This is a genomic window from Streptomyces azureus (genome assembly GCF_001270025.1).
GTDB lineage: Bacteria > Actinomycetota > Actinomycetes > Streptomycetales > Streptomycetaceae > Streptomyces > Streptomyces azureus.
The window spans coordinates 1-25469 of the sequence record NZ_DF968254.1 but is presented as its reverse complement, the minus strand read 5'-3'; the positions used below and the strand labels follow the sequence as shown (position 1 = coordinate 25469).

The window sequence follows — 25469 nt, the reverse complement described above, 5'->3', positions numbered from 1 at the left end:
TGACGCCTTATCGGAAAGAAATGGGCGTTCTGCGGGGAGTTGTGCGCATGGCCGGACTAAGGGTTACGGACAGTCGTCACCGGAACCGGCTCCGCAATGCGGTGAGCAGATACGCGCAGAGCAGTGCGGTCAGCGACAACGTCAGTGCACCGCCGACAGGTTGGGAGATCACGCTGAGTGCGGCTTCCAGGTAGCGCTCTCCCCCGAAGGGCCATCGCGGCAGCAGAGCCTCGCGCAGCCGCGCGGGAAGTCCCGCCGCGGTCCGCACGGACGGCCCTTCCAGAACCTTGTGCACCGCAGGCACGACGAGGAGCGGCACGGCGGCCACGGCGGCCAGACCGGCCGTGGTGGAACGGAAGACGCCTGCGGCCAGAACGCCCGCCCAGGCACAGCCGACCACCAGCCCGATCCAACTCGCACTGAGCGAAAGCCAGTCGGCGGGAACCTGGGCGAGTTCCCGTCCGTAGACGAGATAGAGCACCTCGGCGTCGCAGCCGACGGTGAGGGCGGCCAGCATCAGCGCGGTGGCCGTGGCGACGAGCAGTTTGGCGGCCAGCAGCCCCAGCCGGCGGGGCACGGTGCCGCGGTCCGCGGCCAGGGCGGGGTGGCGGAACTCGTCGCCGAAGGCCAGCGCGCCGAGCAGCCCCGCGCCGAGCGCCGCGGGCGGCAGGGGCAGCTCCTGTGGCCATGCGGCCAGCAGGCGCGGCTGGGGGGTGTGCCCGATACGGGCGAGCACAACGGCGGTCACGGCGGACACGACGAGTACTGCGGCCCCGGTGATGAACCCGGTGCCGATTCCGGCGGCACGGCGGATCTCGTAGCGGAGGGGGCGGAGGGGGCTGGGGGCGGGGCGGACGGAGATGGGAGGCGGCAGCGGGGGCAGCGCGTCGAGTGTGCGGGCCGTGCGTGCGGTGCGGGCGCCGACGGGGTGGAACGTGTGGCGTGTCGTCGTTTCCTGAGGATGGGACTCGGCCTTGGACGGGTGGCCGGCCGAGGGGGTGTCCGGGCGCTCGTGCGGCTCCGCGGCGGGCTGCGCGTGCCCGGCGGGGAGCATGGGTTCGTCGGCGACTGGTTTCGCCGCATCGACGGTGGGCCGCGGCTCAGCCGGGGGTGACGGCTCGACGACGACGGCCACGGGGTCGGCGGTGACCGGATCAGCGGTAACCGCGTCGGTGGTGACCGCGGCCGGCTTCGACGCGTCGAGGGTGGGTCGCGGCTCACCGTTGGCGGCCTGGGGCGCAACCGTCGCCCGGTGCGTGTCGGCGACGTGCCCCGGCTCGGCACTCGTGCAATCCGCCTCCACGCCGACGAGCTCGAGCGTGTCGGCGGACGATCGCGTTGCGTCGGTCCTGTGCAACCCGCCCGCCGTCTGTCCCGCCTTGCCCACGCCCGGGGCGCTGCCGCCATGCGGCTCATCTGCCCGCACTGCTCCCGCCCCGGGACCCATGTCGCCGATCTCGTCGGCCAGTTGATGTACGACGATGCCGTGGCGGAACGCCGTCTCGCCGATCTCCGCACAGGTACTGCCGTACACGGAGAGGCGGTTGCCGCCTTCTCGTACGACCTCGACGGAGCGCTGCGCGGTGCGGGCCTGCTTGGCCAGGAGGGCCGCCAGACGGGCCGCGTGCGGGCTGCGTACGGCGACCCGGGGACGCAGGCGGGTACGCGAGAACTCGGCAGCTTCCTGGTCGGCCACGAGCCTGCCCTGTTCCAGCGTGACGACGCGGTCGGCGGTGCGCGCGGCCTCCTTGGGGTCGGCCGTGGTGAACAGGACCGTGCCGCCCTGGGCGGCGTGGGCGCGCAGCATGCCGTGCAGCCAATGGCCCTCGCGGACGGACAGCCCGTCGGCTGGGCCGTCGAGGACGAGCGTGTGCGGGTCGGCCAGGAGGGCGCAGGCAAGGCCCAGGCGGCGGTCCATGCCGCGCGAGAGGGTGCCGAGGCGTTCGTCGCGCAGGCTCACGAGCCCGACCGCCTCGAGCACTTCGTCGGCGCGCCGGACCGGGACCCCTGCGGCGGCACACAGCATGCGCAGATGACCGCGGACCGTGCGGGCCGGGTGTCCCGGCACGTCGCCCAGCAGCACACCGACCTCGCGCGAGGGATGGGCGATGCGGTGCAGGGGGCGGCCCCGGAAGTAGGTGACGCCACGGCCCTGTTGGAGTTCCAGCATGAGTCTGAGGACTGTCGTCTTACCGGCGCCCGGTGCCCCGAGCAGCACGGTGACGCGGCCCGCTCGCGCCTCGAAGGAGACGTCGTCGGCTGCGGGCGGAAGCTCTTTGCGGGGGCTGCTGGTCAGTCCGAAGGCCTGGATCACCCGCAGCAAGATAGCGCGCTATGTCCGGTTTTCCGGGCAGCCCGGGGCCTGCCTCGGGCACCACCATCACCCTTGCCCGGGCAGCGGGCGCGTGGCGCTCCGGACCTGGCGTCACACCTCGGGGCGCAGCATCGGGGGGTTGAGCAGAGTCGCGCCACCGGCACGGAACAGCTGAGCCGGGCGGCCGCCCTGGCGGGTGGTCGTCCCTCCGGTGGGGACGAGGAAGCCCGGTGTGCCCGTGACCTTGCGGTGGAAGTTGCGCGGGTCGAGCGCCACGCCCCACACCGCCTCGTAGACACGGCGCAGCTCTCCGACGGTGAACTCGGGCGGACAGAAGGCCGTGGCCAGCGACGAGTACTCGATCTTGGAGCGAGCACGCTCCACACCGTCCGACAGGATCTGCGCGTGGTCGAAGGCGAGCGGCGCGACCGGCTCGGCGTCCCGCCCGTAGCCGCCCTGTCGCAACAGTTCCTCCACCGGAGCCCAGCGCGCGTTGCTGGCGTCGCCGCCTGCCCTGGGCGCGGGCAGGTCGGGGGCGAGTGCCAGGTGGGCGACACTGACGACCCGCATCCTGGGGTCACGCTTTGGGTCGCCGTAGGTGGCGAGCTGTTCCAGGTGCGCCCCGTTGTCCTGGGCGGGGACGGACGGGTCGTGGACGCGCAGCCCGGTCTCTTCGGCCAGCTCGCGTGCCGCGGCCTGTGCCAGGTCCTCGTCGGCCCGTACGAAACCGCCCGGGAGCGCCCAACGCCCCTGGAAGGGCGGTTCGCCCCTGCGTACCGCCAGCGCGCACAAGGCATGGCGGCGCACGGTCAGCACGACCAGGTCCACGGTGACGGCAAAGGGCGGAAACGCTGACGGGTCGTAGGGCATGCGGCGATCATAGTCGTCTGCCTGACGATAAGCACTCCTTTCGCCGGTCACATCGGCGACTGATCCACTTCCGTCGGATATGGACTCCGCTGGCCGGCCGGGTTGCCCGACGGTTGAACGTCGTACCAGGTCACACGCCCAGTTGGAGTCCGTCGGCCGCTTCCTCGACCATGGCGAGGCCGAGCCGGCTGACCCGCACGGAGAACAGGGCGCCCGCGATCCGCAGTCCCGTGAAACCGATCTCGCCCAGGGGCGCGCTGCGCATGGGGCGCAGGGTGACCGTCCCGGCCGGGGCGTCGGGGAGGATGCCGACGAGCGTGGTCAGCAGCAGCACTCCGGCAGCCGCTGACGTGGCTGCCGGGCGGCAAGCCGCCGGGTGCGGGAGGGGAGCGCTCCCCTCGGTGCGCCGTTCCCCCGCGTACATGTCAGGCAGCCGGTGGGCGAAGGTCTCGGCGGCCGCGAGTACGCCGCGCAGCAGCGAGGTCGCCTCCTTCTCGTAGCCGGCGGCGGCCAGGCCCGCGACTGCGAGTGCGGTCTCCTGGACCCGTACGGCCCCGGCGCGGTGGCCGAACGGATTGAATCCCGGTTCCTTCGCGCCAAGTCCGCGCAGGCCCCAGCCCGAGTCCATGACAGGGCTGCCGAGCAGCCGGGCGAGGTTCTCGGTCTGAACCTTGTCGAGCAGGCCGGGTGCCGAGGCGCCTTCGCCCAGCAGGCCGGTGTCGAGGAGGTGGACGGCGGCCGCGCCCAGATGAGGCACGGGCCTGCCGTCCGGTGCACGGGCTGCCGCGGGCCTGCCGCCCCCGAGGTCGTCGACCCAGAAGTCTCTGCGGAAGGCGGTCCTCAAGGCCTGCGCCCACTGCCGGAGTGCCGCTCCGCCCGTGCGGCCGCAGGCGTCGAGCAGATCGGCGCCGAGGAGCGCGGCACGGTGGGCGTGCGCCTGTGTCTCGCAGCGGACGGGATCGCCGGCGTGGAGGTCGCGCAGGTACGTGTCGTCGCCCGCGGTGGTTCGCAGCCAGGTCAGACAGCGCTCGGCGGCGGGCAGCAGTTCCTCCGTCTCCTGCTCGCCGAGGCCCCAGCGGCGGGCCTCGGCGAGCAGCGCGGGGAAGAGCAGCGTGGCCTCCGTGCCGGTGCACTGCGGCGGAAGGTGCGGCCCTGCGTCCCGTCTCGGGCCGGGGATCATCCCGGACTGTGCTCCCGGGCCGGTGAGTTGGGTACGGGCGAGGATCCGCAGCGTCCCCGCTGCCAGGCCCGTACCGAGGGGCAGGGCCATCCGGGCGGCCACGAGCGCGTCGGCGGGGGCCAGACCGCAGCGCCAGGGTGCGCCGGCCGCGAGGTGGGTGTCGGCGGGGTTCGCGGAATCACGCAGCAGGAGGGCCTGGAGGTCTTCGATGCTCGTTCTCAGGAGTGCGGGGACTCTGGGGTCGTCGCCTTCGGCTCGTGCGGCGGCAAGGGGGCTGGTCGCCGCGCGGCCCACGGCTCGGAGGGGACCGGCACCGTCCGGCCGCACCCGCAGTTCCACGCTTGTGCTGCCGCCCGGCGGCAGGTCGAGCTCCCACCGCAGCAGCCCGGCCGAGGCCAGGGCGTCCGAGGGAGGGGGTGCGGCCGTGACGGACGCATTGCCTGTGGCGCAGGACCAGCGCAGGCCGGAGTCGTGGACGCTGGCGGGGAGTTCGGGTCCGGCGCGGCCCGAGGCGATCGACCCGAGGTCGGCCAGGTCCGTGCCCAGGGACACCTCGACCGGCAGACGCAGCGGACGGGGTGCCGCGCTGTGGAAGGTGATCCGCTCCGTGCCGTCCGCGAGACGGTTGCGTTCCACGACCACGTCCGGGTCCGGGCCTGCCTGCGGTGACGTGCGGAGAGTGCCCACGAACCTGGCGCGGTCGGCGGCAGCCATGCGGGCCTGCACGGCGAGCGGTTCCCGCCCGGCCACGCGGATCTCGCACCGGGAGAGCACGCGCCGGCCGGCGCGATAGAAGCCTTCCAGTCCCCGGCCGGTCATCTGCCCTCCCTCCGTCGAGATGGCCAGACCGGGAAGCGCGACGCAGATCATCATGGTGTGGGCGGGCGGCAGGTCGGCAGACCAGCGCAGTCCGGGGATCGTGGCGCCCCGGGGAGGCCCGGCGGGCTGCCCCGGGGAGGACGGGCCCCGGCTCTGGGGCAAGGGCGGCGGGGGCGAGCCGTACCCCGACGCGGCACCAGGAGGACGACTCCGGCCCGCCCCATGGGGGGACGAACGGCCCCGGTCCGGTGTCGAGGTCGGACAGGAGCCCTGACCGGTGGGCAGCGAGGCGGGCGAGGCACCTCCGGGGAACCTGGGCCCGAGTCCGTCGACACGTGCCGCCGGCCGCGGAGCGGCGTCTTGGTCCCCCAACCGTGGAGCTCCGGCCCCGGCCCCGGGCAGGCCGGCGCCAGGGCCGGGGCCCGACCCTCGGGGCGGCGGGGGCCCGCCCGGGGCGTGGCGGTCGTCGGCGGTGGAGGAGGGCGGAGTCGGCTGATGCATGGAGAGGCTTCCTCTGCGCTCTGTGCGCCTCGATCGAGTTCGGCGCCGGTGCCGGAGGGCTCCGACGGAGCAGGGGCAGTGCGGCGTCACGCCCCGTCCAGGCGTTCCGCCACTCAGGTGAACGGCGTGAACCTCCTCCGGGTCACGTTCGCGTCCCCGACCCGGGCGCGTTGAGGCCGCCAGGAGGACACTCACTCCTCCCCCTCCGTCTCCGTGCCCTGGCCGGGCTGTACGCCTTCCTGGCTCGTGTCCCGGCACGGCATGGCCGCCTTCCGCGACGTACGCGCACGCGTGCCGCCCAGGTGTGCGCTGCCGGACCGCGCAGCACCCGCGGTCGCTCGGCCGGTGCGCGTGCCGGTTTCCACGGCACCGGTAGGGCGCGTGGTGCCCGTCGGAGTACGCCGACGGGGCGCCCGCGCGCTCGGGACGCGTGCTCCTGCACGGGCACCGCTCGGGGCCGCGCCGGCGGCACCGGCGGACCGAGCGGAACGGGTACGGCGTCGACGGCGTGAAGGCACCGCTGTGGAAGCCGGTGCTGACTCCGGCCCGAACTCGGGTGCGGCTGCCTCACCCGTGGCGACCTCGTCGATGTCCGGCCGAGCCGGAGAGCTGGCCTTCTGCGCGACGGAGCTGTCCACCCGCCCGGCGGAGTCGTCCGGCCTGGCCGGGGAGCTGCCCACCCGCTCGACAGAGTCCTCCGCCCCAGCCAGGAAACCGCGCGCCCGCCCGACACACTCGTCCGCCTGGGCCGAGGAGCCGCCCGCCCGCTCGACATGTTCGTCCGCCTGGGCCGAGAAGCCGCCCGCCCGGGCATCCAAGCCGTCGGCCCGAGCGTCCGAGCCGACGGCCGGAGCATCCGAACCGGCAGCTCCCGGGTGCCCCCGGTCTTCGCGCTCCGCGCGCAGGCAGCTACGGATCGACTCCGGGTCAAGGCCCTCGTTGCAGGCCTGGTGCAGGAGACGGGCGAAGAGATAGTCGGGATCCGCGCTCAGGGCCATGGCGAGGGCTTCCCGGGCCTCCAGTTCGTCGCCGGTGGACCATGCGACCCAGCCGGCGAGGGTGAGGGGAGCAGCGGCGTGCTCGCCGTAGGGTCCGACGCAGCGGCGGGCCAGCGACCGCCACAGGCGCAGGGCGCGTCCGGCCTCTTCGCCCTCCATCCACTCGGCCGCGCGGTCACGGGTCGCGCGGTCCTGGAGGCCGAGGATCAGCCGGGCTGCCTCATCGTGCCGGAGAAGTTCGTCGTCGCGGAGATCCGCCAGGAGCATGCCGGAGACGGGCTGCGCCTCGGCGAAGCGGTCCAGGATCCGCCCGGCCAGTTCCAGTGTCTCGTCGGCCACCTCGGCACGGCCGGCGTCGTCCAGGATCTTCGGGACCAGCGCGAGGCTGGCGGCGTCCAGGGCGGTCTCCTGCTCGAGAGCGGCGGCGTTCTCCCAGGGCAGCAGCCGGGCCCGCAGCTCCCGCAGCGTGCCGCGTACCTGGATCCCCGCGTAGGTGGCAGCGGCGGCCAGCACCGATGTGCCCGGCAGGCCCATGAGGGCTCCCTCGGGCGAGCAGCATGTCGCGTTGTCACAGCAGTACGACCAGTAACGGCCGTCGGAGATGCACAGCGCCTCGACCACCGTCACGTCCAGGGAACCGCACTCCACACGCAGCTTGTGGGCCAGCGGCCTCAGCCGCTCCATGACCTGTCGGCCGGACTCGCCCTTCTCCGGTTCCTGGCAGAGGAAGGCGACCATCGACTCGGGACGGGCCCCTCGGCGCTCGCTGCCCGTCACCAGGCCGTGGGCCAGTTGCCGGGCCGCTGACGGCCAGTCGTCCGCGTTCGCGGGGATGCCGAGCCGGGCCCGGCCCCCGAACCGCCCGCGTCCGTCCCTGTCGTGCAGGGCCACCAGGACGATGCTGTCCTCGGGGCGGTATCCGAGCAGATACGGCAGGGCGTCGGCCAGTTCGGCCGGGGTACGCAGGGTGACCTGGTGCTCGCTGCCGTGGCTGTCATACGCGGGGCTGGGGACGCGCGGCCCGGTCCCGTCGCTTTCCCGCTTCTCCTGCCCACCGTCCTTGTGCCTGCCGTGCGCGTCGGGCCCGGTGATGTCGCCGTTTTCGGAGGATCCAGTCGTTTCGCTGTGGTTCGTCATGCGAAGACGATCTCGCGGAATCCGAAGCTCCGCTTGACCCTGTGGATAACTCCGATCAGGGACACGTCACTCGAAGCAGCGAGGCGGCTGATTACCCCGCGCACCGCTCGCGCTGTCAGTGCCGTCCTGTTGTATGGAACGCATGGAGCACACGAGCAACGCGGATCTCCGGGCGGCGGCCGACGCGGTCCTCGCCCGTCTCGTCGGGGACCTCTCGGGAACGGCCCGGCTGCGCGAGGACCAGTGGCGGGCGATCGAGGCACTGGTCGCCGACAGACGCCGCGCCCTGGTCGTCCAGCGCACGGGCTGGGGCAAGTCCGCCGTCTACTTCGTGGCGACCTCGCTGTTGCGGGCCCAGGGCAGCGGTCCGACGGTGATCGTGTCCCCGCTGCTCGCGCTCATGCGGAACCAGGTCGAGGCGGCGGCCCGGGCGGGCATCCACGCCCGGACCATCAACTCCTCCAACCCCGAGGAGTGGGAGGCCGTTCAGAACGAGATCGCCGCGGGTGAGGTCGACGTCCTGCTGGTGAGTCCCGAGCGGCTGAACAACCCGGACTTCCGGGACCAGGTGCTGCCCCGGCTCGCGGCCGCCACGGGGCTGCTGGTGGTGGACGAGGCGCACTGCATCTCCGACTGGGGCCACGACTTCCGGCCCGACTACCGCCGGTTGCGGACCATGCTCGCCGACCTCCCGTCCGGTGTGCCGGTGCTCGCGACCACCGCCACCGCCAACGCGCGCGTGACGGCCGACGTCGCGGAACAGCTCGGCACCGGCGGCAGCTCGGACGCCCTCGTGTTGCGGGGCCCGCTGGACCGGGACAGCCTGAGTCTGAGCGTGCTGCGGCTGTCGGACGCCGCACACCGCATGGCATGGCTCGCCGAACACCTCGACGAACTGCCGGGTTCGGGGATCATCTACACGCTCACCGTGGCCGCCGCCGAGGAGGTCACCGCCTTCCTCGGGCAGCGCGGGCACACGGTCGCCTCGTACACCGGCAGGACGGAGAACGCCGACCGTCAGCAGGCCGAGGAGGATCTGCTCGCCAACAAGGTGAAGGCGCTGGTCGCCACCTCCGCGCTCGGTATGGGCTTCGACAAGCCCGATCTGGGTTTCGTGGTGCACCTCGGTTCGCCCTCCTCCCCCATCGCCTACTACCAGCAGGTGGGCCGCGCGGGACGCGGTGTGGAGCACGCCGAGGTGCTCCTGCTCCCCGGGAAGGAGGACGAGGCGATCTGGGAGTACTTCGCGTCGCTCGCCTTCCCCTCGGAAGAGCTGGTGCGCCGCACGCTCGACATCCTCGCGCACGCGGAGAAACCTCTGTCGCTGCCCGCCCTGGAGCCCCTGGTGGAGCTGCGCCGCTCCCGCCTGGAGTCGATGCTCAAGGTCCTCGACGTGGACGGGGCGGTCAAGCGGGTCAAGGGTGGCTGGATCGCGACCGGGCAGCCCTGGACGTACGACGTCGAGCGGTACGCGTGGGTGGCGCGTCAGCGCAAGGCCGAGCAGGAGGCGATGCGCGAGTACGCCTCGACGACCGACTGCCGGATGGAGTTCTTGCAGCGCCAGCTGGACGACGAGGCCGCCAAGCCGTGCGGTCGCTGCGACAACTGCGCGGGCCCGCGCTTCACCGCGGACATGTCCGAGGAAGCGCTCGACGCGGCGCGCGTGGACCTGGGGCGGGCGGGTGTCGAGGTGGAGCCCCGCCGGATGTGGCCGACCGGGTTGCCGGCGATCGGAGTGGACCTCAAGGGACGTATCCCTGCCAGCGAACAGGCCGCGCCTGGACGTGCGTTGGGGCGCCTGTCGGACATCGGCTGGGGCAACCGGCTGCGGCCCATGCTCGCGTCCCAGGCGCCCGACGGGCCCGTGCCGGACGACGTGGCGAAGGCCGTGGTGGGTGTGCTGGCCGACTGGGCCAAGGGACCCGGCGGCTGGGCCCCGGGTGTGTCGGACCCACAGCCCCGCCCGGTGGGCGTCGTCACCGTCGCCTCGCGCACCCGGCCCCGGTTGATCCACTCCCTTGGAGCGCGCATCGCGGAGGTCGGCCGGCTGCCACTGCTGGGCACCGTCGAATACACGGGCGACGTGTACCCGGGGCCCCGGAGCAACAGCGCCCAGCGGCTGAAGGCACTCGACGGGGCACTGACCGTGCCGCCCGCTCTCGCGTCCACCCTCGCCGAGGCCCAGGGCCCGGTCCTCCTCGTGGACGACTACACGGAGACCGGCTGGACCCTCGCGGTCGCGGCCCGCATGCTCCGGCGCTCCGGTGCGCAGGGGGTATTGCCGCTGGTGCTGGCCGTGCAGGGCTGACCGTGCGTCGAGAGCCACCGCCGCCACAACCTGGCCGGGCATCGGCCCTCTGACCGGGCACCGCCACCTGCCCGGTCGCGCACACCTCTGGACGTCGCGCACACCCGTGACGTACGAACGTGTCGTGCTCGAACGCCCCATGGGTGGTCCGGCGACACACAGGGTGGGGATATTAGCCGCGCATCATCTGATAACGGTCGGCTGCCCCAATTGCTCGTTGCCGCATTCAAGTTCGACAGGAAGAATTGAGGTCCGCTCCCGCACGGTACGACCGCCGATCCGGTAGGGCTTCGCTGCGGTGCGCGCTCCCAGAATCCGACCCCGCCCGCAGTGTGGGCGCGTAGCCGAAGGGAGGACCGTGACCTTCGGATTCGCTCCGGCCTCGGCAGCGGCGTCGACGTCCGCCGCTTCCGCCAACCGCTTGCTCGAACCCGCGGAATGGGCCGCCGCCGGGATCCCGCTGCTCCGCAACCCCCGTGAAGTCGTCAGCGGCCTGCACGCCCGGCACCACCCGCAGCCGGCGACCGCAGTCATCGCCGTGCTCGACCCGGACGAACGGCTGCGGGCGAGCGCCTCGTTCGTCCGCCGTCCGGCCCCGGCCGACGGCTGGATGTTCCGCAACGTGCTGCTGGCGCAGCTGCGCCTGATCATCCCGCACGATCTGCGGCGCCGCACACCGGTGCGCACCGCCGTGCTGCTCTACTGCCGTGAGGGCGACGCCCGTTGGACGGAGGAGGACGGCGCGTGGATGTGGGGGCTGCGCGACGCCTGCACCCTGCACGGGCTGCGCTGCGGGGCGTACATCACGCTGACCCGTGACGGCTGGCAGGTGCTCGGCGAGGGCCGCGGCGGACGCCGCCCTCACTCGGCCTCGGCACCGGAGCCGTTCGCCACGTCGGAGGCACCGCCGCCGCTGCCACGCACCGGTGGCGCCGCCTCCGAGGTGCTGCGCCGCGCTGCGGCGGCACGCTGAGGGCCTGGCAGACCGTTCCGCACGGGCCCGGGGCCGAACGCCGTCGCACCGCACGCCACGGTGGCCTCGACGGACACTCGGAACGAACACCCCGGACAAGGCTGAGGCCACCCGGGCAAGCCCCGTACGCAGCCCCGCCCTTCAGCCTTTCGGGCACGCCGAACCAGCCGCCGTACGGAGCCGCCGCAGCGGCGCCCGAAGTCAGCCACCGGCGCCCGACCGGACGCCACGGCACCGACTCAGACGCTAGTGCCCAGCACCGAGTTGATCCGCTGCGGATCACCACAGACGATCAGCAGGGCGGCGGCCCGGGAGTGGGCCAGGGACAGGGCGCTCGCGGCTGCGGCCTCGGCACCGCCGTTGACGGCGACCACGACCACCGGACGAGACGCGGCGCGGTCGGCGACGGTGGCGTCCGTGTAGAAGACGTCGTCACCGGCGTCGTGCTGGGCCCAGTAGGAGTTCTCGCCGAAGGACAGCTCGTGGGCGGCCCACGGGTGCTGTTCGCCGGTCGTGATCACCAGGACGTCGCCGGGGGCGCGACCGGACTCCAGGAGCAGGTCCACGGCCTCCTCGGCGGCGTCGAGCGCGCCTTCGGCGGAAGCCGGGATCAGCTGGATCTGCGGGCCGGCCGGAGCGGCGGCACCGGCTGGAGGGCCCGACGGACCGGGCTGGGCAGCCGCGTCACGCGGCGCGCGCTGCGCCGGCGGCGCGGGCCGGAGAGGACCGGGACGACCGGGACGCGACGGAGCCGCGGGACGGGGGCCGGGTACGGGGCGAGGGGTCGGCGCGGTACGGCCGCTGGCCGGAGTGGCGCGGGGACCCTGGGCACTCTCGTAAATCTGAGGCTCCTCGGGAATGAGAGGCATGGGTTGATATTTATCAAACGTTGGTACGGCCCGCTTCGGCGGGTGGCGCATGCGTGCGAACGGAACCGTCAGAAATCGAAGCCGAGCTGACCCTCGATTTCCGGAACGCTTCCGTCCGTACAGCTGCGGACCTTCTTGAGGTGCCGCCACTGGGGCAGCGCATCAAGATACGCCCACGACAACCGGTGGTAGGGGGTGGGGCCCCGCTCCGCCAGTGCCGTCTTGTGCACGGGTGAGGGATACCCGGCGTTGTCCGCAAAACCGAAGTCTGCATGGTCGATACCCAGTTCGGCCATCATTTTGTCGCGCTGGACCTTGGCGATCACCGAGGCCGCCGCGACCGCCACGCACGACTGGTCGCCCTTGATCACCGTACGGACCCGCCAGGGTGCGCCGAGGTAGTCGTGCTTCCCGTCGAGGATGACCGCGTCGGGGCGGACCGGCAGAGCGTCCAGGGCACGGCCCGCCGCGAGTCGCAGCGCGGCCGTCATCCCGAGGTCGTCTATCTCCTCCGGGGAGGCGTGCCCCAAGGCGTACGACGTCACCCACTTCCGCAGTTCCTCGGCGAGTTCGGTGCGTCGCTTGATGGTGAGCAGCTTCGAGTCGGTGAGACCCTCGGGCGGCCGGCGTAGTCCGGTGATCGCCGCGCAGACGGTGACGGGACCGGCCCACGCGCCGCGCCCCACCTCGTCGACACCTGCAACGATCTTCGCTCCGGTCGTGGCTCGAAGGGAGCGCTCGACGGTGTGAGTAGGCGGTTCGTACGGCATGGCGCCCCTAGGTTACGCCGCCCGGAACCGCCCGCGACACCCCGGTCGGACCCAGCGGTGTCTCGGTTCCCACCAGCCCCTGTCAGTCGCCGCTCGACCGCAGCAGCGAAACCATCAACTGGTCGATCATCTCCTCGATTTCCTGGTCCCGCCATTCGCAGCCGCACATCTTGGAGCGGTGCACCATCATCGCCGGGATGGCGTCGAAGACGTATCCGTTCGCAGCGTCGGAACGCACCTCGCCTCGCGTGATCCCGCGCTCGATGACCTCCCGCAGCATCTTGATCGTGGGGCCCACGACCCCGTCGAAGATCACGGCATGAAAGCGCACGGCCTGCGTCGTGTCACATTCGTGAATCACTGAGCGAAGCGCGAAACCCGGACGGGAGAACATCGCGTCACGGGCTGGTTGGTGATCCGGGTCCGCAAGAGCGACCTGGAGGCGCTCTCCGGCTGGGCCGGGCCGGGCCGGGGCTGGGCTGCGCTGACGCAAAGGCATCGCGAGACGGCTCAGACGGCTCGCCTGTGGACTTGAAGCAGGCCTGCCGGCGGCTGTCGGGCCGATCCGCGACCGGCCGCGGAGGGCCGGACCGTGTCCGGGGGACGGACGGTGAGGGCAGCGGGCATGCCTTCCGCGCATGTCCCACGCGGCGTGCGAAGGCGCCCCACCAGTGGACAAGCACAGCGAACAGTACCCCCATGGCCACCCCCCTTTCGCTCTCAATGCACGTACCTCCAGCGTGTGCGGCCTCATGGCTCGCACAGCGGATGTCACGACAACGGGCAGTCGGTCACCGAGAGTTCCCGAGGCGCACGGAGAGTTCTGACCCCTGGGCCGATGCCGGAGAGGCCTGGTCCCTGGGTCCATGCCGGAGAGTTCTGATCGCGCAGACCGACGCGGAAGAGTTCTGATCGCTCAAACCCGACACGGGAGAGGTCCGACCGCCAGACCGACGCGGGAGACTTCTGACCGCTAGACCGACGCGGGCACCCACTCCGGCAGCGGCTCCGTCCGCTCCACCCACTCGGCGGGCGGCGCCCCCGCCTTCCCGGAAGCGATCACGCCGCCCACGATGGCACAGGTGGTGTCGACGTCCCCACCGGCCTGGGCAGCCGTCCAGAACGCCTGCTGGTAATCACCGAGGCTTCGTGCGGCCGACCAGAGAGCGAAAGGCACGGTGTCGTGGGCGGTCGTCCGCCGTCCGCACCCCAGGACCGCCGCGACCGTGGCCGGGTCGCCGTAGTCGAGCATGTCCCGGGCCCGGCGCAGTCCCGCACCGACCGCGCTCTTCTTCGGCACCAGGTCGATGACCCCGTCCATGAGGGCCTCGGCACCGGGCGGCCCTTCTGGGGCGGCGGCGAACGCGGCGGCCGCGGAGACGGCCATGGCGCCGACGACGGCCTCGCGATGCTGGTGGGTCGTGTAGGCCGAGATCTCCGCCTGGTGGGTCGCCTGTTCCGGGTCGTCCGCGTACCAGGCGCCCAGCGGGGCGATCCGCATCGCGGCGCCGTTGCCCCAGGACCCCTGTCCGTTGAAGAGCGCCGCGGCGAGTTCACGCCAGTCGCCGCCCTCCCGGACGAGCCGCAGCAGGCGGTTGACCGCGGGACCATAGCCCCGGTCGAAATCGTGGTGCTCGGCGAAGGATCGCGCCAGGGCGTCCTGGTCGATGCGGCGGTGAGCGACCAGGACTGCGACGACAGAGGCGGCCATCTCCGTGTCGTCGGTCCACTGCCACGGCCCGGACGGCACTTCGCGGCGCTTCAGCAGCGGGTAGTTCACCGGCACGAAGTACTGGGAGCCCAGGGCGTCCCCGACGGACAGTCCGCGCAGGCTGGCCAGGGCGCGGTCCAGGCGCCCGTCGGGGGAGGAATCAGCGGTCATCGCCCTGCCACTCTATCCGGTGATCCCGTAGGGCTCGGGATCTCGCCAGCGGTCGAACGGCCGGTCAAGCGTGTACTTGCCGTCGTCTCCGAGAACGAGCATCCGTACCTCGCCGTTCCCCGGGTTCGACAGCGACTCGAACTCGGCGACCGTCCAGTGGAACCACCGCATGCAGAACAGCCGCATGGCCAGACCGTGGGTGACGATCAGGACATTCGGCGGGTGGTCGGGGTCCTCGAAGCTGCGGAACAGGCTCTCCAGGAAGCCGCCGACCCGGTCGTAGACGTCGGCGCCGGACTCGCCCTGGGCGAAACGGTAGAAGAAGTGGCCGTACGCGTCACGGTAGGTCTTCTGGAGGCGGACCTCGTCCCGGTCCTGCCAGTTGCCCCAGTCCTGCTCGCGCAGCCGGGGTTCCTCGCGCACCCGTATGAGCCCGGGGTCGAGGCGGAAGGCCCGCAGCGTCTCGTGGGTGCGGCGGTACGGGGAGACGTACACGCTGACGCGCTCGCCACCGAACAGCTCGCGCAGCTGCTCGCCCGTCGCCTCCGCCTGCCGGCGGCCCCGCTCGGTCAACGCCAGGGCGTGGTCGGGTTCACGCTCGTAAACGGAGTCATCAACATTGCCCGTTGACTCGCCGTGCCGGACAAGGACGATGCGCCGTGGTCGTGCCATGCCAAAACCCTAGATCGGGTGAGGACCCATCGAGCACACGTACCGCGCCCATACAGCGTAGGTCACACACATCCTGCACCACAGAGCACACAGATCGCACCTCTGTCCGACCGGAATCAATCGGTTCAGGCCCCTCAGACCCGCCCGAAAGTCAGACCGTCCAGCTCGGCTCCATGTCCACGATGTCCCCGGTGAGCGCTGCCACATCCGCCTCCGTCTGGGCCCGCAGGGCGAGCCGCTCCACGCGCTCGGCGCGGTACTTGCCGTGCTCGGCGGCCGACCGCCACATCGACAGCACCATGAACTCGTTCCCCGGCGCCTCGCCGAACAGTCCGCGCACCATGCCGGGCGAGCCGGCCATTGCCGGGTTCCAGACCTTCTCCTGCATCAGCACGAAGTGCTCGACCCGCTCCTCGTGCACACGGCAGAGCGCCACGCGCAGCAGGTCGGCGTCCGTGAAGCGCGGTTCGAAGCCGGTCTTCACATCGAAGCGGTAGTCGAAGAGTCTGACCTGGGCGTCCTTGAACGTGCCCGACTGGGCCGAGGCGAGCCGGTCGTGGGATCGCGCCATGAAGGAGTCGTAGAAGGCGCGGCTCTCCCAGAACGCGAAGATGTGCGCCACGTCCGGCCGCCCCCGGCTCCAGCCACCCCCCTGCCCCCGAAACCCCGGCTCCCCCAGAAGCCCCGCCCACTTCCGCTGCCCCCGCTCGAAACCGCGGCGGTCCACCACGGTGCAGCGAATCCACTTGACCAGCACCGCGCCATGGTAAGGCCAGGGAGCGTGGCGCCGGTCACTCTCGACTGGACCGCTCTCCGGCGCGCGCACCCGCACGCGTGGCAGGATGGACAAACAGTCGTGACGGCCCGGCAGTTGAGGTAACGGGCAAGTCGGTACGGGGAAGGGGACGCCGGTGGACGGGCTCAACAAGGGGCTTCGCAAGGTCGAGATCGCGGTGCGGTGGGATCCCAGTCCGGCGGGGCAGCCGTCCACCGACCTGGACCTCGTCGCGGCGACCTATCTGGCGGACGATCCGCACGGCGATCCCGCCTACGTGGTGCACTTCGACAGCCGCTCCCCCGACGGCACCATCTATCTCAACCGGGACAGCAAGGACGGCCAGGGCTTCGGCTACGACGAGGTCATGACGCTGGAACTCGACCGGCTCGACGGCCGGTACACGCGCGTGGTGGTCGGTGTCGTCATCCAGCAGCGCCCGGCGGAGCGCACTTTCGTCAGTGTGGTGAACCCCGGGCTGCGTATCCGCGAGGGGTACACGGTCCTGGCCGAGGACGACTTCGGGGGTGTCCTGGGGGCCGCTGCGGCGACGGTCGCGGAGTTCGTCCGGGACGGTTCCGGCCCCTGGGACTTCCGCCCCGGCGTCCGCGGTTTCGAGGGTGAGCCTTCGGACTTCGCCAGGACGATGGGTGCCGCGCGCCGGCCGTGAGCTTTCCCCCGGGTAGCCCGCGGGGCCAGAGGTGAGCGCGGTGTTCCCGGACGGCCGGGACTGCGAGGCTCGGCTGGCCGACGGCCGCCGGGTCGAACGCCGTCCCCGCCGCCCGGACTCGGGTGAACCCCTGTGTACTGGACAGGCGCCCCGGCTTCCGTAACCCGTGACGACAAGAGGGGCACCGGCCCGAAGGCGGTGCCCCTCTGTCATCTACTCAAGGCGCTCGGCGTCAGCTGCAACCGCTGGTCGAGCCGCAGCCTTCGCAGATGTAGCAGGAACCGGCGCGCTGCATCTTCGTGCCGCAGGAGAAGCACAGCGGGGCGTCGGCCTGGATGCCCATCTGCATCTCCACCAGTTCGGCACTGGTGTGGGCCTGCTGCGGGGCGGGCTTGGCCACCTCTTCGTTCCTCGGCGCGGAGACGGCCTTCAGCTCCTGGGCCCGCGGCGCCGACTGGGCCAGGCCCTCGACGTCGACCTCGTCCTCGTTCGGCTCGTACGAACCGGTCTCCAGGTGACGCTGGCGCTCCTCGGCCGAGTGGATCCCGAGCGCGGAGCGCGTCTCGAACGGCAGGAAGTCCAGCGCCAGGCGGCGGAAGATGTAGTCGACGATCGACTGCGCCATCCGCACGTCCGGGTCGTCCGTCATGCCGGCCGGCTCGAAGCGCATGTTGGTGAACTTCGAGACGTACGTCTCCAGGGGCACGCCGTACTGGAGGCCGACGGAGACCGCGATGGAGAAGGCGTCCATCATGCCCGCGAGGGTCGAGCCCTGCTTGGACATCTTCAGGAAGACCTCGCCGAGACCGTCGTCGGGGTAGGAGTTGGCGGTCATGTAGCCCTCGGCGCCGCCGACGGTGAAGGACGTGGTGATGCCGGGACGTCCCTTCGGAAGGCGCTTGCGGACCGGGCGATACTCGACGACCTTCTCGACCTTGGCCTCGACGGCGGCGGGCTCCTCGGTGGTCTTCTCCTCCCACTTCTTGGTGGAGAGCGGCTGGCCGACCTTGCAGTTGTCGCGGTAGATCGCGAGCGCCTTGACGCCCAGCTTCCAGGCCTCGAAGTAGATCTCCTCGACCTCCTCGACGGTCGCCGACTCCGGCATGTTGACCGTCTTGGAGATGGCGCCGGAGATCCACGGCTGGATCGCGGCCATCATGCGGACGTGGCCCATCGGGGAGATGGCCCGCTCGCCCATGGCGCAGTCGAACACCTCGTAGTGCTCGGGCTTGAGACCGGGCGCGTCGATCACGTTGCCGTGCTCGGCGATGTGGGCGACGATCGCCTCGATCTGCTCTTCCAGGTAGCCCAGGCGGCGCAGAGCCTGCGGGACGGTGCCGTTGACGATCTGCATCGAGCCGCCGCCGACCAGCTTCTTGAACTTGACCAGCGCGAGGTCGGGCTCGACACCGGTGGTGTCGCAGGACATCGCGAGGCCGATGGTGCCGGTCGGGGCGAGCACGGACGCCTGGGAGTTACGGAAGCCGTTCTTCTCACCGAGGCGCAGCACGTCCTGCCACGACTCACTGGCGGCGGCCCACACCGGGGTGTCCAGGTCGTCCATGCGGACGGCCTTGTCGTTGGCGTCGGAGTGCTGCTTCATGACGCGCTTGTGGGCGTCGGCGTTGCGGGCGTAGCCGTCGTACGGGCCGACGACCGCGGCGAGCTCAGCGGAGCGGCGGTACGCCGTGCCGGTCATCAGGGAGGTGATGGCACCGGCGAGGGAGCGGCCGCCGTCGGAGTCGTAGGCGTGGCCGGTGGCCATCAGCAGGGCGCCGAGGTTGGCGTAGCCGATGCCGAGCTGGCGGAACGCACGCGTGTTCTCGCCGATCTTCTGGGTCGGGAAGTCCGCGAAGCAGATCGAGATGTCCATCGCGGTGATGACCAGCTCGACGACCTTCTGGAAGCGGTCGGCCTCGAAGGACTGGTTGCCCTTGCCGTCGTCCTTGAGGAACTTCATCAGGTTCAGCGAGGCCAGGTTGCAGGACGTGTTGTCCAGGTGCATGTACTCGCTGCACGGGTTCGACGCGGTGATCCGGCCGGACTCGGGGCAGGTGTGCCAGTTGTTGATGGTGTCGTCGTACTGGATGCCGGGGTCGGCGCAGGCCCAGGCGGCCTCGGCAATCTTGCGGAAGAGCGACTTGGCGTCGACCTCCTCGATGACCTCACCGGTCATCCGGCCCCGGAGCCCGAACTGGCCGCCCTGCTCGACGGCCGTCATGAACTCGTCGTTCACGCGGACCGAGTTGTTGGCGTTCTGGTACTGGACGGACGCGATGTCGTCGCCGCCCAGGTCCATGTCGAAGCCCGCGTCGCGCAGGACGCGGATCTTCTCCTCTTCCTTGACCTTGGTCTCGATGAAGTCCTCGATGTCCGGGTGGTCCACATCGAGGACGACCATCTTGGCGGCACGGCGGGTGGCGCCACCGGACTTGATCGTTCCTGCGGAGGCGTCGGCACCGCGCATGAAGGAGACCGGACCGGAGGCGTTGCCGCCGGAGGACAGCAGTTCCTTGGAGGAACGGATCCGGGAGAGGTTCAGGCCGGCGCCGGAGCCGCCCTTGAAGATCATGCCCTCTTCCTTGTACCAGTCGAGGATCGACTCCATGGAGTCGTCGACGGACAGGATGAAGCAGGCGGACACCTGCTGGGGCTGCTTCGTGCCGACGTTGAACCAGACAGGGCTGTTGAAGCTGAAGATCTGGTGCAGGAGGGCGTACGCGAGCTCGTGCTCGAAGATCTCGGCGTCGGCGGGCGAGGCGAAGTACTTGTGGTCCTCTCCGGCCTTCCGGTACGTCTTCACGATGCGGTCGATCAGCTGCTTGAGGCTGGTCTCGCGCTGCGGGGTGCCGACGGCACCGCGGAAGTACTTGCTGGTGACGATGTTGACCGCGTTCACCGACCAGAAGTCGGGGAACTCGACGCCGCGCTGCTCGAAGTTGACCGAGCCGTCGCGCCAGTTGGTCATGACGACGTCACGGCGCTCCCAGGCCACCTCGTCGTACGGGTGGACCCCAGGGGTGGTGTGGATGCGCTCGATACGCAGGCCCTTGCTCGCCTTGGTGCTCTTGGCGCGGGAACTCCGTGCCGGACCACTCGCCGTCTCTGTCATGCCGCCTCCCTGTACGGGCGAAAACGCCCTGAAGTGCCCCGTTGTTCCCGTGGCACGGTGTTCTGTCTGGTGTTGCGGGCACCCACTCACCTCGCCCGCAACAGGTCTTCACATCGCCGCCGCCCGGCCGGGCCCGGAGCTGCCGTCCGGGTCCGGCCCGCCGGTCAGTCGGCGGCGCCTGCGGGCTCGGGGACGTGCGTCGTCCCTCCGGGCCCGCGGTCGTCTTCCTGGCTCCCCGCCCCCGCGCCCTCGCGGACTCCGTCGTCCGTGTCGGGGGGTCCCGTCTCTTCCCGGAGCTCCGCGATGGCCGCCTCGAAGTCCTCGAGCGAGTCGAACGCCCGGTAGACGGAGGCGAATCGCAGATACGCGACGAGATCGAGCTCCTGCAACGGGCCGAGTATGGCCAGACCCACGTCGTGGGTGGTCAGCTCGGCGCTTCCGGTGGCCCGCACCGCCTCCTCGACCCGCTGGCCGAGCTGGGCGAGCGCGTCCTCGGTGACGGGCCGTCCCTGACACGCCTTGCGCACACCATTGATGATCTTGGTACGGCTGAAGGGTTCGGTGACTCCGGACCGCTTGACCACCATGAGCGAGCACGTCTCCACGGTCGTGAAACGACGGGAGCAGTCGGGACACTGGCGGCGCCTGCGGATCGACGTGCCGTCGTCGGTCGTACGACTGTCGACGACACGGCTGTCGGGGTGCCTGCAGAAGGGGCAGTGCATGAACTCCAACCCTCCTCACAGCAGACTCAATAGCCTCGCTGGGTCTCTTGCGCCCCACGAAGCAGCCCCAAGCATAGGCGATGACCATGGGCACGGAGACCCGGGGGACCACAACTTGTGGGCTGCTACTGCAATCCAACCACTAGATGTGGGGATTGGCTCATACATCCACGCCATACGCGCGTGTCGCGCGGGTGGGCACAGGTGACGCGCGACCGACCACGCCGCGTCGACCTCGTGCGCCCGCAGCCGCACCATCAGGGACGGCCCACCACACCCGTCGGCCGCATCCGTACACGCACAGCCGTATCGCTGCGGCACATGCGGAGATACCGTGGGCGCCGCGAGGAGGGGAGGTGGGACTCCCGCACAGATGAGGGCTGGTCCTGGGGCAGGAGAATGCCGGATGGCAGACTGGGACAACAGCCCCCGAGGCGATCACCCCGGCGGTGAAGAGTACAGCAATGGGCGCTTTTGCCCGCCAGGTGGAGCGGTAGCCAATACACCCGGACACATGATCGCGTCAGCCGATTCGCGATTTTTCACTCGAACGTGTGTTTGGCGCAACCTTTCGAAAGCAACTACCGTTGTCCAGCAGGGAGACCATCGAGAGGGGCCGACGTGACCACCACCGCAGACAGTGCCGCCATCACTGCCCAGGACCGCTCCCAGGGCCGACTGGAGCCGGTGCACGCGATGAACGAAGCCACGAACCCGGAGGGGCACAAGCGCTCTCTGCCGGGACGACCTCCCGGCATCCGGGCGGACAGTTCCGGACTCACCGACCGCCAGCGTCGCGTGATCGAGGTCATCAGGGATTCGGTGCAGCGGCGCGGCTACCCGCCGTCGATGCGCGAGATCGGCCAGGCGGTCGGCCTGTCCAGCACCTCTTCCGTCGCACACCAGCTGATGGCACTGGAGCGCAAGGGCTTCCTGCGCCGTGACCCGCACCGCCCGCGCGCCTACGAGGTGCGCGGTTCCGATCAGGCCGCCTCCGTGCAGCCCACGGACACGGCGGGCAAGCCGGCCGCGTCGTACGTCCCGCTGGTCGGCCGCATCGCCGCCGGTGGACCGATCCTCGCCGAGGAGTCCGTCGAGGACGTCTTTCCCCTCCCCCGCCAGCTCGTCGGCGACGGTGAGCTGTTCGTCCTGAAGGTCGTCGGCGACTCGATGATCGAGGCCGCCATCTGCGACGGCGACTGGGTCACGGTCCGCCGCCAGCCTGTCGCCGAGAACGGCGACATCGTGGCCGCCATGCTCGACGGAGAAGCCACCGTCAAGCGGTTCAAGCGCGAGGACGGCCACGTCTGGCTCCTGCCGCACAACGCGGCCTACGAGCCGATCCCCGGTGACGACGCGACCATCCTCGGCAAGGTGGTGGCCGTACTGCGCCGCGTCTGACACCGCGCACCGCGTCAGGTGGGCCCAGTCGGCCCGCCCTCTGACCGGGCCCCGGGACCCCTGCGCCGGTTCCGGGGCCCCGCGCTGTCCGGGCCCGGTGCGCGGGGTGCGGGTCGGCCCGCGGCTCCGCCACCGCAGACCGACCCCGAGGCTCAATCGGCTTCCGCCTGCTGCGCCAGCGCGTCGATCGCCGCCAGCGACTTCCGCACCTGGTTACGGTCCGTCGTGTACCAGAAGTCGGGTAGTGACGCCTTCAGATAGCCCCCGTACCGGGCCGTCGCCAGACGCTGGTCCAGCACGGCGACCACACCACGGTCGCCCGACGCCCGTACCAGGCGACCTGCGCCCTGGGCCATGAGGAGCGCGGCGTGGGTGGCGGCGACCGCCATGAAGCCGTTGCCGCCCGCGTCCTCCACGGCCTTCTGGCGGGCGCTCATCAGCGGGTCGTCGGGGCGCGGGAACGGGATCTTGTCCATGACGACCAGCTGACAGCTGGGGCCGGGGACGTCCACGCCCTGCCACAGCGACAGGGTGCCGAACAGGCAGGTCCTCGGATCGGCCGCGAAGTTCTTGATGAGCTCGCCGAGCGTCTCCTCCCCTTGGAGGAGGATCGGGAACTCCGGGATGCGGGAACGCAGTTCCTCGGCGGCCAGCTGGGCTCCCCGCATGGAGGAGAACAGGCCCAGGGTGCGGCCTCCCGCCGCCTGGATGAGCTCCGTGAGCTCGTCGAGCATGTCCCCGCGGTCGCCGTCCCGCGCCGGTCGCGCCAGGTGCTTCGCGACGTACAGGATGCCCTGCTTGCGGTAGTCGAAGGGCGAGCCGACGTCGATGCCCTTCCACTGCGGGAGGTCATCGCCCTCGGCCCCCTCGGGAGCGAGTCCGAGGGAAGCGCCCACCCCGTTGAAGTCCCCGCCCAGCTTCAGCGTCGCGGACGTCAGGACCACGGAGCGGTCCGCGAAGAGCTTCTCCCGCAGCAGCCCCGAGACGGACATGGGGGCGACACGCAGGGAGGCGCCGAAACGGTCGTGGCGCTCGTACCAGACCACGTCCCACTCGGAACCGTTCGTGATCCGTTCCGCCACGTCGTGCACGTTCTCCACGGCCGCCAAGGCCTGCTTGCGTACCGCGTCCTCGTCCTGGCCGGATTTGTCGCGGGTCGTGCCGATGGCGGAGATGACCGTGCGGCACGCGTCGCGCAGTGCCATGAGGGCGTAGCCGAGGTCCTCGGGGATCTCCTCGAGGCGGCCCGGCAGCGCGAGCTCCATCAGCCGTTCAAAACCCTCGGCGGCGGTCTGGAGCTGGTCTGCGGCCTTCTCGTTGACGAGTTTCGCGGCCCGGCGCACCGCGCGGTTGACCTGGCCCGGGGTTAGCTCGCCGGTAGCGACTCCGGTGACCCGCGAGACCAGCTCATGGGCCTCGTCGACGATCAGCACCTCGTGCTGCGGAAGGACCGGGGCGCCCTCGATGGCGTCGATCGCGAGCAGTGCGTGGTTCGTGACGACGACGTCGGAGAGCTTGGCGCGCTCGCGGGCCATCTCGGCGAAGCACTCCGCGCCGTAGGCGCACTTCGAGGCGCCCAGGCACTCCCGCGACGACACCGACACCTGGGCCCAGGCCCGGTCCGAGATGCCGGGCGTGAGGTCGTCACGGTCGCCGTTCTCGGTCTCGTCGGCCCAGTCGCGGACCCGCAGCAGGTCCTGGCCCAGCTTGCTGGTGGGCGCGGCCGCCTCGAACTGGTCGAAGAGGCCCTCCTCCTCGTCCTGCGGGACACCCTCGTGCAGGCGGTGCAGGCACAGGTAGTTCGACCGGCCCTTGAGCATCGCGAACTCCGGGCGGCGGCGCAGTAGGGGGTGCAGCGACTCGACCGTTCTCGGCAGGTCGCGCTCCACCAGCTGGCGCTGAAGCGCCAGGGTGGCGGTCGCGACAACCACACGCTCCCCGTGCGCGAGCGCGGGCACCAGGTAGCCCAGCGACTTGCCGGTGCCGGTGCCTGCCTGGACCAGCAGGTGGGAGCCGTCGTCGATCGCTTCCGCGACGGCTTCGGCCATGGCCACCTGACCGGGGCGCTCCGTACCGCCGACGGCAGTGACGGCAGCATGCAGGAGTTCGGGGAGTGAGGGCTTCGTCATAGCGCGACCACCCTACGACCCAGCACTGACAAACGGGTGATCAAGGCGGGGGCGGGGGACGGGATCAAGACCTTGGCTCCTCGGTGGGTGGATGGGTCGGATGAGCGGACGGGTGGCGGGGGCCCGGGGGACATGACCGGTCCGGAAAGGGGGCGGCGCGGACTGTGGGCAGGACGGGCCGGCATGGCGGGGTGGCCCGAGCTGTAGGCAGGACAGGCCGGCATGGCGGGGTGGCCCGAGCTGTCGGCGGGGCGGGCCGGAGCGGTTCCCGGCCTTCCGCTGCGGCCGCGGGGTGGGCCGGCGAGCGGCTCGAGGAATCTCTGCGGCACGAGTGGGAACCGCGGCGGCACGCGCCGCGTTCAATGAGTGATGGCGCGGTGACACAGCGCTACAGCAGATGCCGAAGGGACCGGTCCCGGACCATGAGGGCGGCTCGCTTGTCGAGCAGGTCGATCTCGGCGGAGAACCGGAAGCCGGCGGTCAGGAAGGCGGCGATGGAGGGGGTGTTGCGAATGTCGGGTTCCGCGATGACACGTGCGCAGGAGGGCCGCCGCATGAGAACGAGATCGGCCACGGCTCGAAGCAGCAGACCACCGAGACCGCGTCCTCGGTCGGCGACTGAGCCTCCAGGGCGATGCCGGCCTCACCGTCCAGCCACAGGACGGGGCGCACCACGTGCTCGAGGTACCGGAGAAACCACTCGGCGGCGACGGCTCCGCAGGGCCGGCCGGTCCGGCGGGCGAGACGCGTGACGACCTCGGCGAGCCGGGACCGAAGGACCGGGCCATGGGTCTCCGGGCGGTCGGGCGCGGTTCCCGGCCGGGCAGGTGGGCAGGGGCGCGGCGAGACGAGTCCGGCGACGCAGGAGACATCGTCCGAGGGGCTGAACGGGTTGTGGCGGATCACCACGTCCCATCCGGGCAACGGGACGCCGTCGGAACCTCCGTAGCCATCGCATCCGTCGAGCGCGATCCAGGCCGGGTCGCGAACGATGTCGAAGCTCGGATGCACGGCCCGCCACTGCTGCGCGAGTCCGCTGCGGAGCAGGCGGTGGACCTCGATGCCGCGGTGGAGTTCCTTTCGGAGGTTCTCGCGACGGGAGTTGGTGATGCGCAGGCCCAGCGACAGCTTGAGCATCGCGGGGGCACCGGTTTGGTAGACGGTGCGTACGGAGGAGGTGGGTTGCCAGGGAGTGCCGTGGGTGCCGAGGTCGCGGAGCAGTCCGCTGTCGAGCAGGGCAGCGGCCTCCGGGCGGTGCCGGATCTCGCGTGCCTGCCAGGGGTGCAGGGGCAGCAGGGCGTAACCGTCCGGCAGCGGCAGGTGGGGCCCGGCCAGGCGCGCGGTGAGTCGGGCCGCGGAGACAG

17 protein-coding genes and 2 pseudogenes are annotated in these 25469 nt (G+C 71.3%); 4 read left to right on the top strand and 15 right to left on the bottom strand.

The genetic code is table 11. The features are described from left to right. Positions 1-76: 76 nt before the first annotated feature. The 4 genes from AOQ53_RS14230 to AOQ53_RS14215 all read right to left on the bottom strand — a co-directional run bounded on the left by AOQ53_RS14230 (position 77) and on the right by AOQ53_RS14215 (position 7819). Positions 77-2314 carry an ABC transporter ATP-binding protein gene (locus tag AOQ53_RS14230; RefSeq protein ID WP_059417410.1) on the bottom strand — a complete coding sequence of 746 codons (2238 nt, stop codon included), beginning with the start codon at positions 2312-2314 and terminating at the stop codon, positions 77-79. A 111-nt stretch (positions 2315-2425) separates the two neighbouring features. Beyond that, a complete protein-coding gene (locus AOQ53_RS14225; RefSeq protein WP_010034909.1) occupies positions 2426-3184 on the bottom strand; it encodes an NUDIX hydrolase in 759 nt (252 codons plus the stop codon). A 130-nt stretch (positions 3185-3314) separates the two neighbouring features. Continuing rightward, positions 3315-5183, bottom strand: a complete 1869-nt coding sequence (locus AOQ53_RS14220) for a glycogen debranching N-terminal domain-containing protein (protein ID WP_059417409.1) — start codon at positions 5181-5183, stop codon at positions 3315-3317. A 692-nt stretch (positions 5184-5875) separates the two neighbouring features. Next, positions 5876-7819, bottom strand: a complete 1944-nt coding sequence (locus AOQ53_RS14215) for a DUF4192 domain-containing protein (protein ID WP_059417408.1) — start codon at positions 7817-7819, stop codon at positions 5876-5878. Between the two features lie 142 nt (positions 7820-7961). Between AOQ53_RS14215 and AOQ53_RS14210 the strand changes: the two genes are divergently transcribed. Both AOQ53_RS14210 and AOQ53_RS14205 read left to right on the top strand, forming a co-directional pair. Next, positions 7962-10127, top strand: a complete 2166-nt coding sequence (locus AOQ53_RS14210; protein ID WP_059417407.1) for a RecQ family ATP-dependent DNA helicase — start codon at positions 7962-7964, stop codon at positions 10125-10127. Between the two features lie 358 nt (positions 10128-10485). Then, on the top strand, positions 10486-11100 hold the full coding sequence (locus AOQ53_RS14205; RefSeq protein WP_059417406.1) for a hypothetical protein: 615 nt from the start codon (positions 10486-10488) through the stop codon (positions 11098-11100). A 239-nt stretch (positions 11101-11339) separates the two neighbouring features. Here the strand turns inward: AOQ53_RS14205 and AOQ53_RS40000 are convergent, their stop codons facing one another. From AOQ53_RS40000 to AOQ53_RS14175, 6 genes and pseudogenes are all read right to left on the bottom strand, one after another. After that, positions 11340-11969, bottom strand: a complete 630-nt coding sequence (locus AOQ53_RS40000) for a hypothetical protein (RefSeq protein WP_063888891.1) — start codon at positions 11967-11969, stop codon at positions 11340-11342. A 68-nt stretch (positions 11970-12037) separates the two neighbouring features. Then, positions 12038-12739, bottom strand: a complete 702-nt coding sequence (locus AOQ53_RS14195) for a ribonuclease HII (RefSeq protein WP_059417404.1) — start codon at positions 12737-12739, stop codon at positions 12038-12040. Between the two features lie 82 nt (positions 12740-12821). Next, positions 12822-13145 (bottom strand): annotated as a pseudogene (locus AOQ53_RS14190) (TetR-like C-terminal domain-containing protein); the annotation flags it as partial. A 567-nt stretch (positions 13146-13712) separates the two neighbouring features. Beyond that, positions 13713-14621 carry an ADP-ribosylglycohydrolase family protein gene (locus tag AOQ53_RS14185; RefSeq protein WP_059417403.1) on the bottom strand — a complete coding sequence of 303 codons (909 nt, stop codon included), beginning with the start codon at positions 14619-14621 and terminating at the stop codon, positions 13713-13715. A gap of 12 nt (positions 14622-14633) precedes the next feature. Beyond that, the gene (locus AOQ53_RS14180) at positions 14634-15293 is read right to left on the bottom strand and encodes a histidine phosphatase family protein (RefSeq protein WP_059417402.1); all 660 of its coding nucleotides are present in this window, start codon (positions 15291-15293) and stop codon (positions 14634-14636) included. A 151-nt stretch (positions 15294-15444) separates the two neighbouring features. Further along, entirely contained in the window at positions 15445-16050 is a 606-nt protein-coding gene (locus tag AOQ53_RS14175) for a YdbC family protein (protein ID WP_059417401.1), read from the bottom strand. 154 nt (positions 16051-16204) lie between these two features. Between AOQ53_RS14175 and AOQ53_RS14170 the strand changes: the two genes are divergently transcribed. Continuing rightward, positions 16205-16738, top strand: coding sequence for a TerD family protein (locus tag AOQ53_RS14170; protein WP_059417400.1), 534 nt, complete (start codon positions 16205-16207; stop codon positions 16736-16738). A gap of 232 nt (positions 16739-16970) precedes the next feature. Here AOQ53_RS14170 and AOQ53_RS14165 read toward each other — a convergent pair whose 3' ends face one another. Together AOQ53_RS14165 and nrdR are read right to left on the bottom strand one after the other, a co-directional pair. Next, positions 16971-19850: a vitamin B12-dependent ribonucleotide reductase gene (locus tag AOQ53_RS14165; RefSeq protein WP_059417399.1), complete on the bottom strand. Its 2880-nt coding sequence runs from the start codon at positions 19848-19850 to the stop codon at positions 16971-16973. A 164-nt stretch (positions 19851-20014) separates the two neighbouring features. After that, a complete protein-coding gene (gene nrdR / locus AOQ53_RS14160; RefSeq protein ID WP_059417487.1) occupies positions 20015-20575 on the bottom strand; it encodes a transcriptional regulator NrdR in 561 nt (186 codons plus the stop codon). Positions 20576-21196: 621 nt separating this feature from the next. Here nrdR and lexA point away from each other — a divergent pair. Further along, entirely contained in the window at positions 21197-21976 is a 780-nt protein-coding gene (lexA, locus tag AOQ53_RS14155) for a transcriptional repressor LexA (protein ID WP_030845416.1), read from the top strand. Positions 21977-22128: 152 nt separating this feature from the next. On the opposite strand, the gene AOQ53_RS14150 is transcribed toward lexA, so the two are convergent. The 3 genes and pseudogenes from AOQ53_RS14150 to AOQ53_RS14145 form a co-directional block, all read right to left on the bottom strand. Next, positions 22129-24105, bottom strand: a complete 1977-nt coding sequence (locus AOQ53_RS14150; RefSeq protein ID WP_059417398.1) for an ATP-dependent DNA helicase — start codon at positions 24103-24105, stop codon at positions 22129-22131. A 388-nt stretch (positions 24106-24493) separates the two neighbouring features. After that, positions 24494-24691, bottom strand: a complete 198-nt coding sequence (locus tag AOQ53_RS40935) for a GNAT family N-acetyltransferase (protein ID WP_408055164.1) — start codon at positions 24689-24691, stop codon at positions 24494-24496. 35 nt (positions 24692-24726) lie between these two features. Continuing rightward, positions 24727-25469, bottom strand: a pseudogene (locus tag AOQ53_RS14145) (IucA/IucC family protein); the annotation flags it as partial.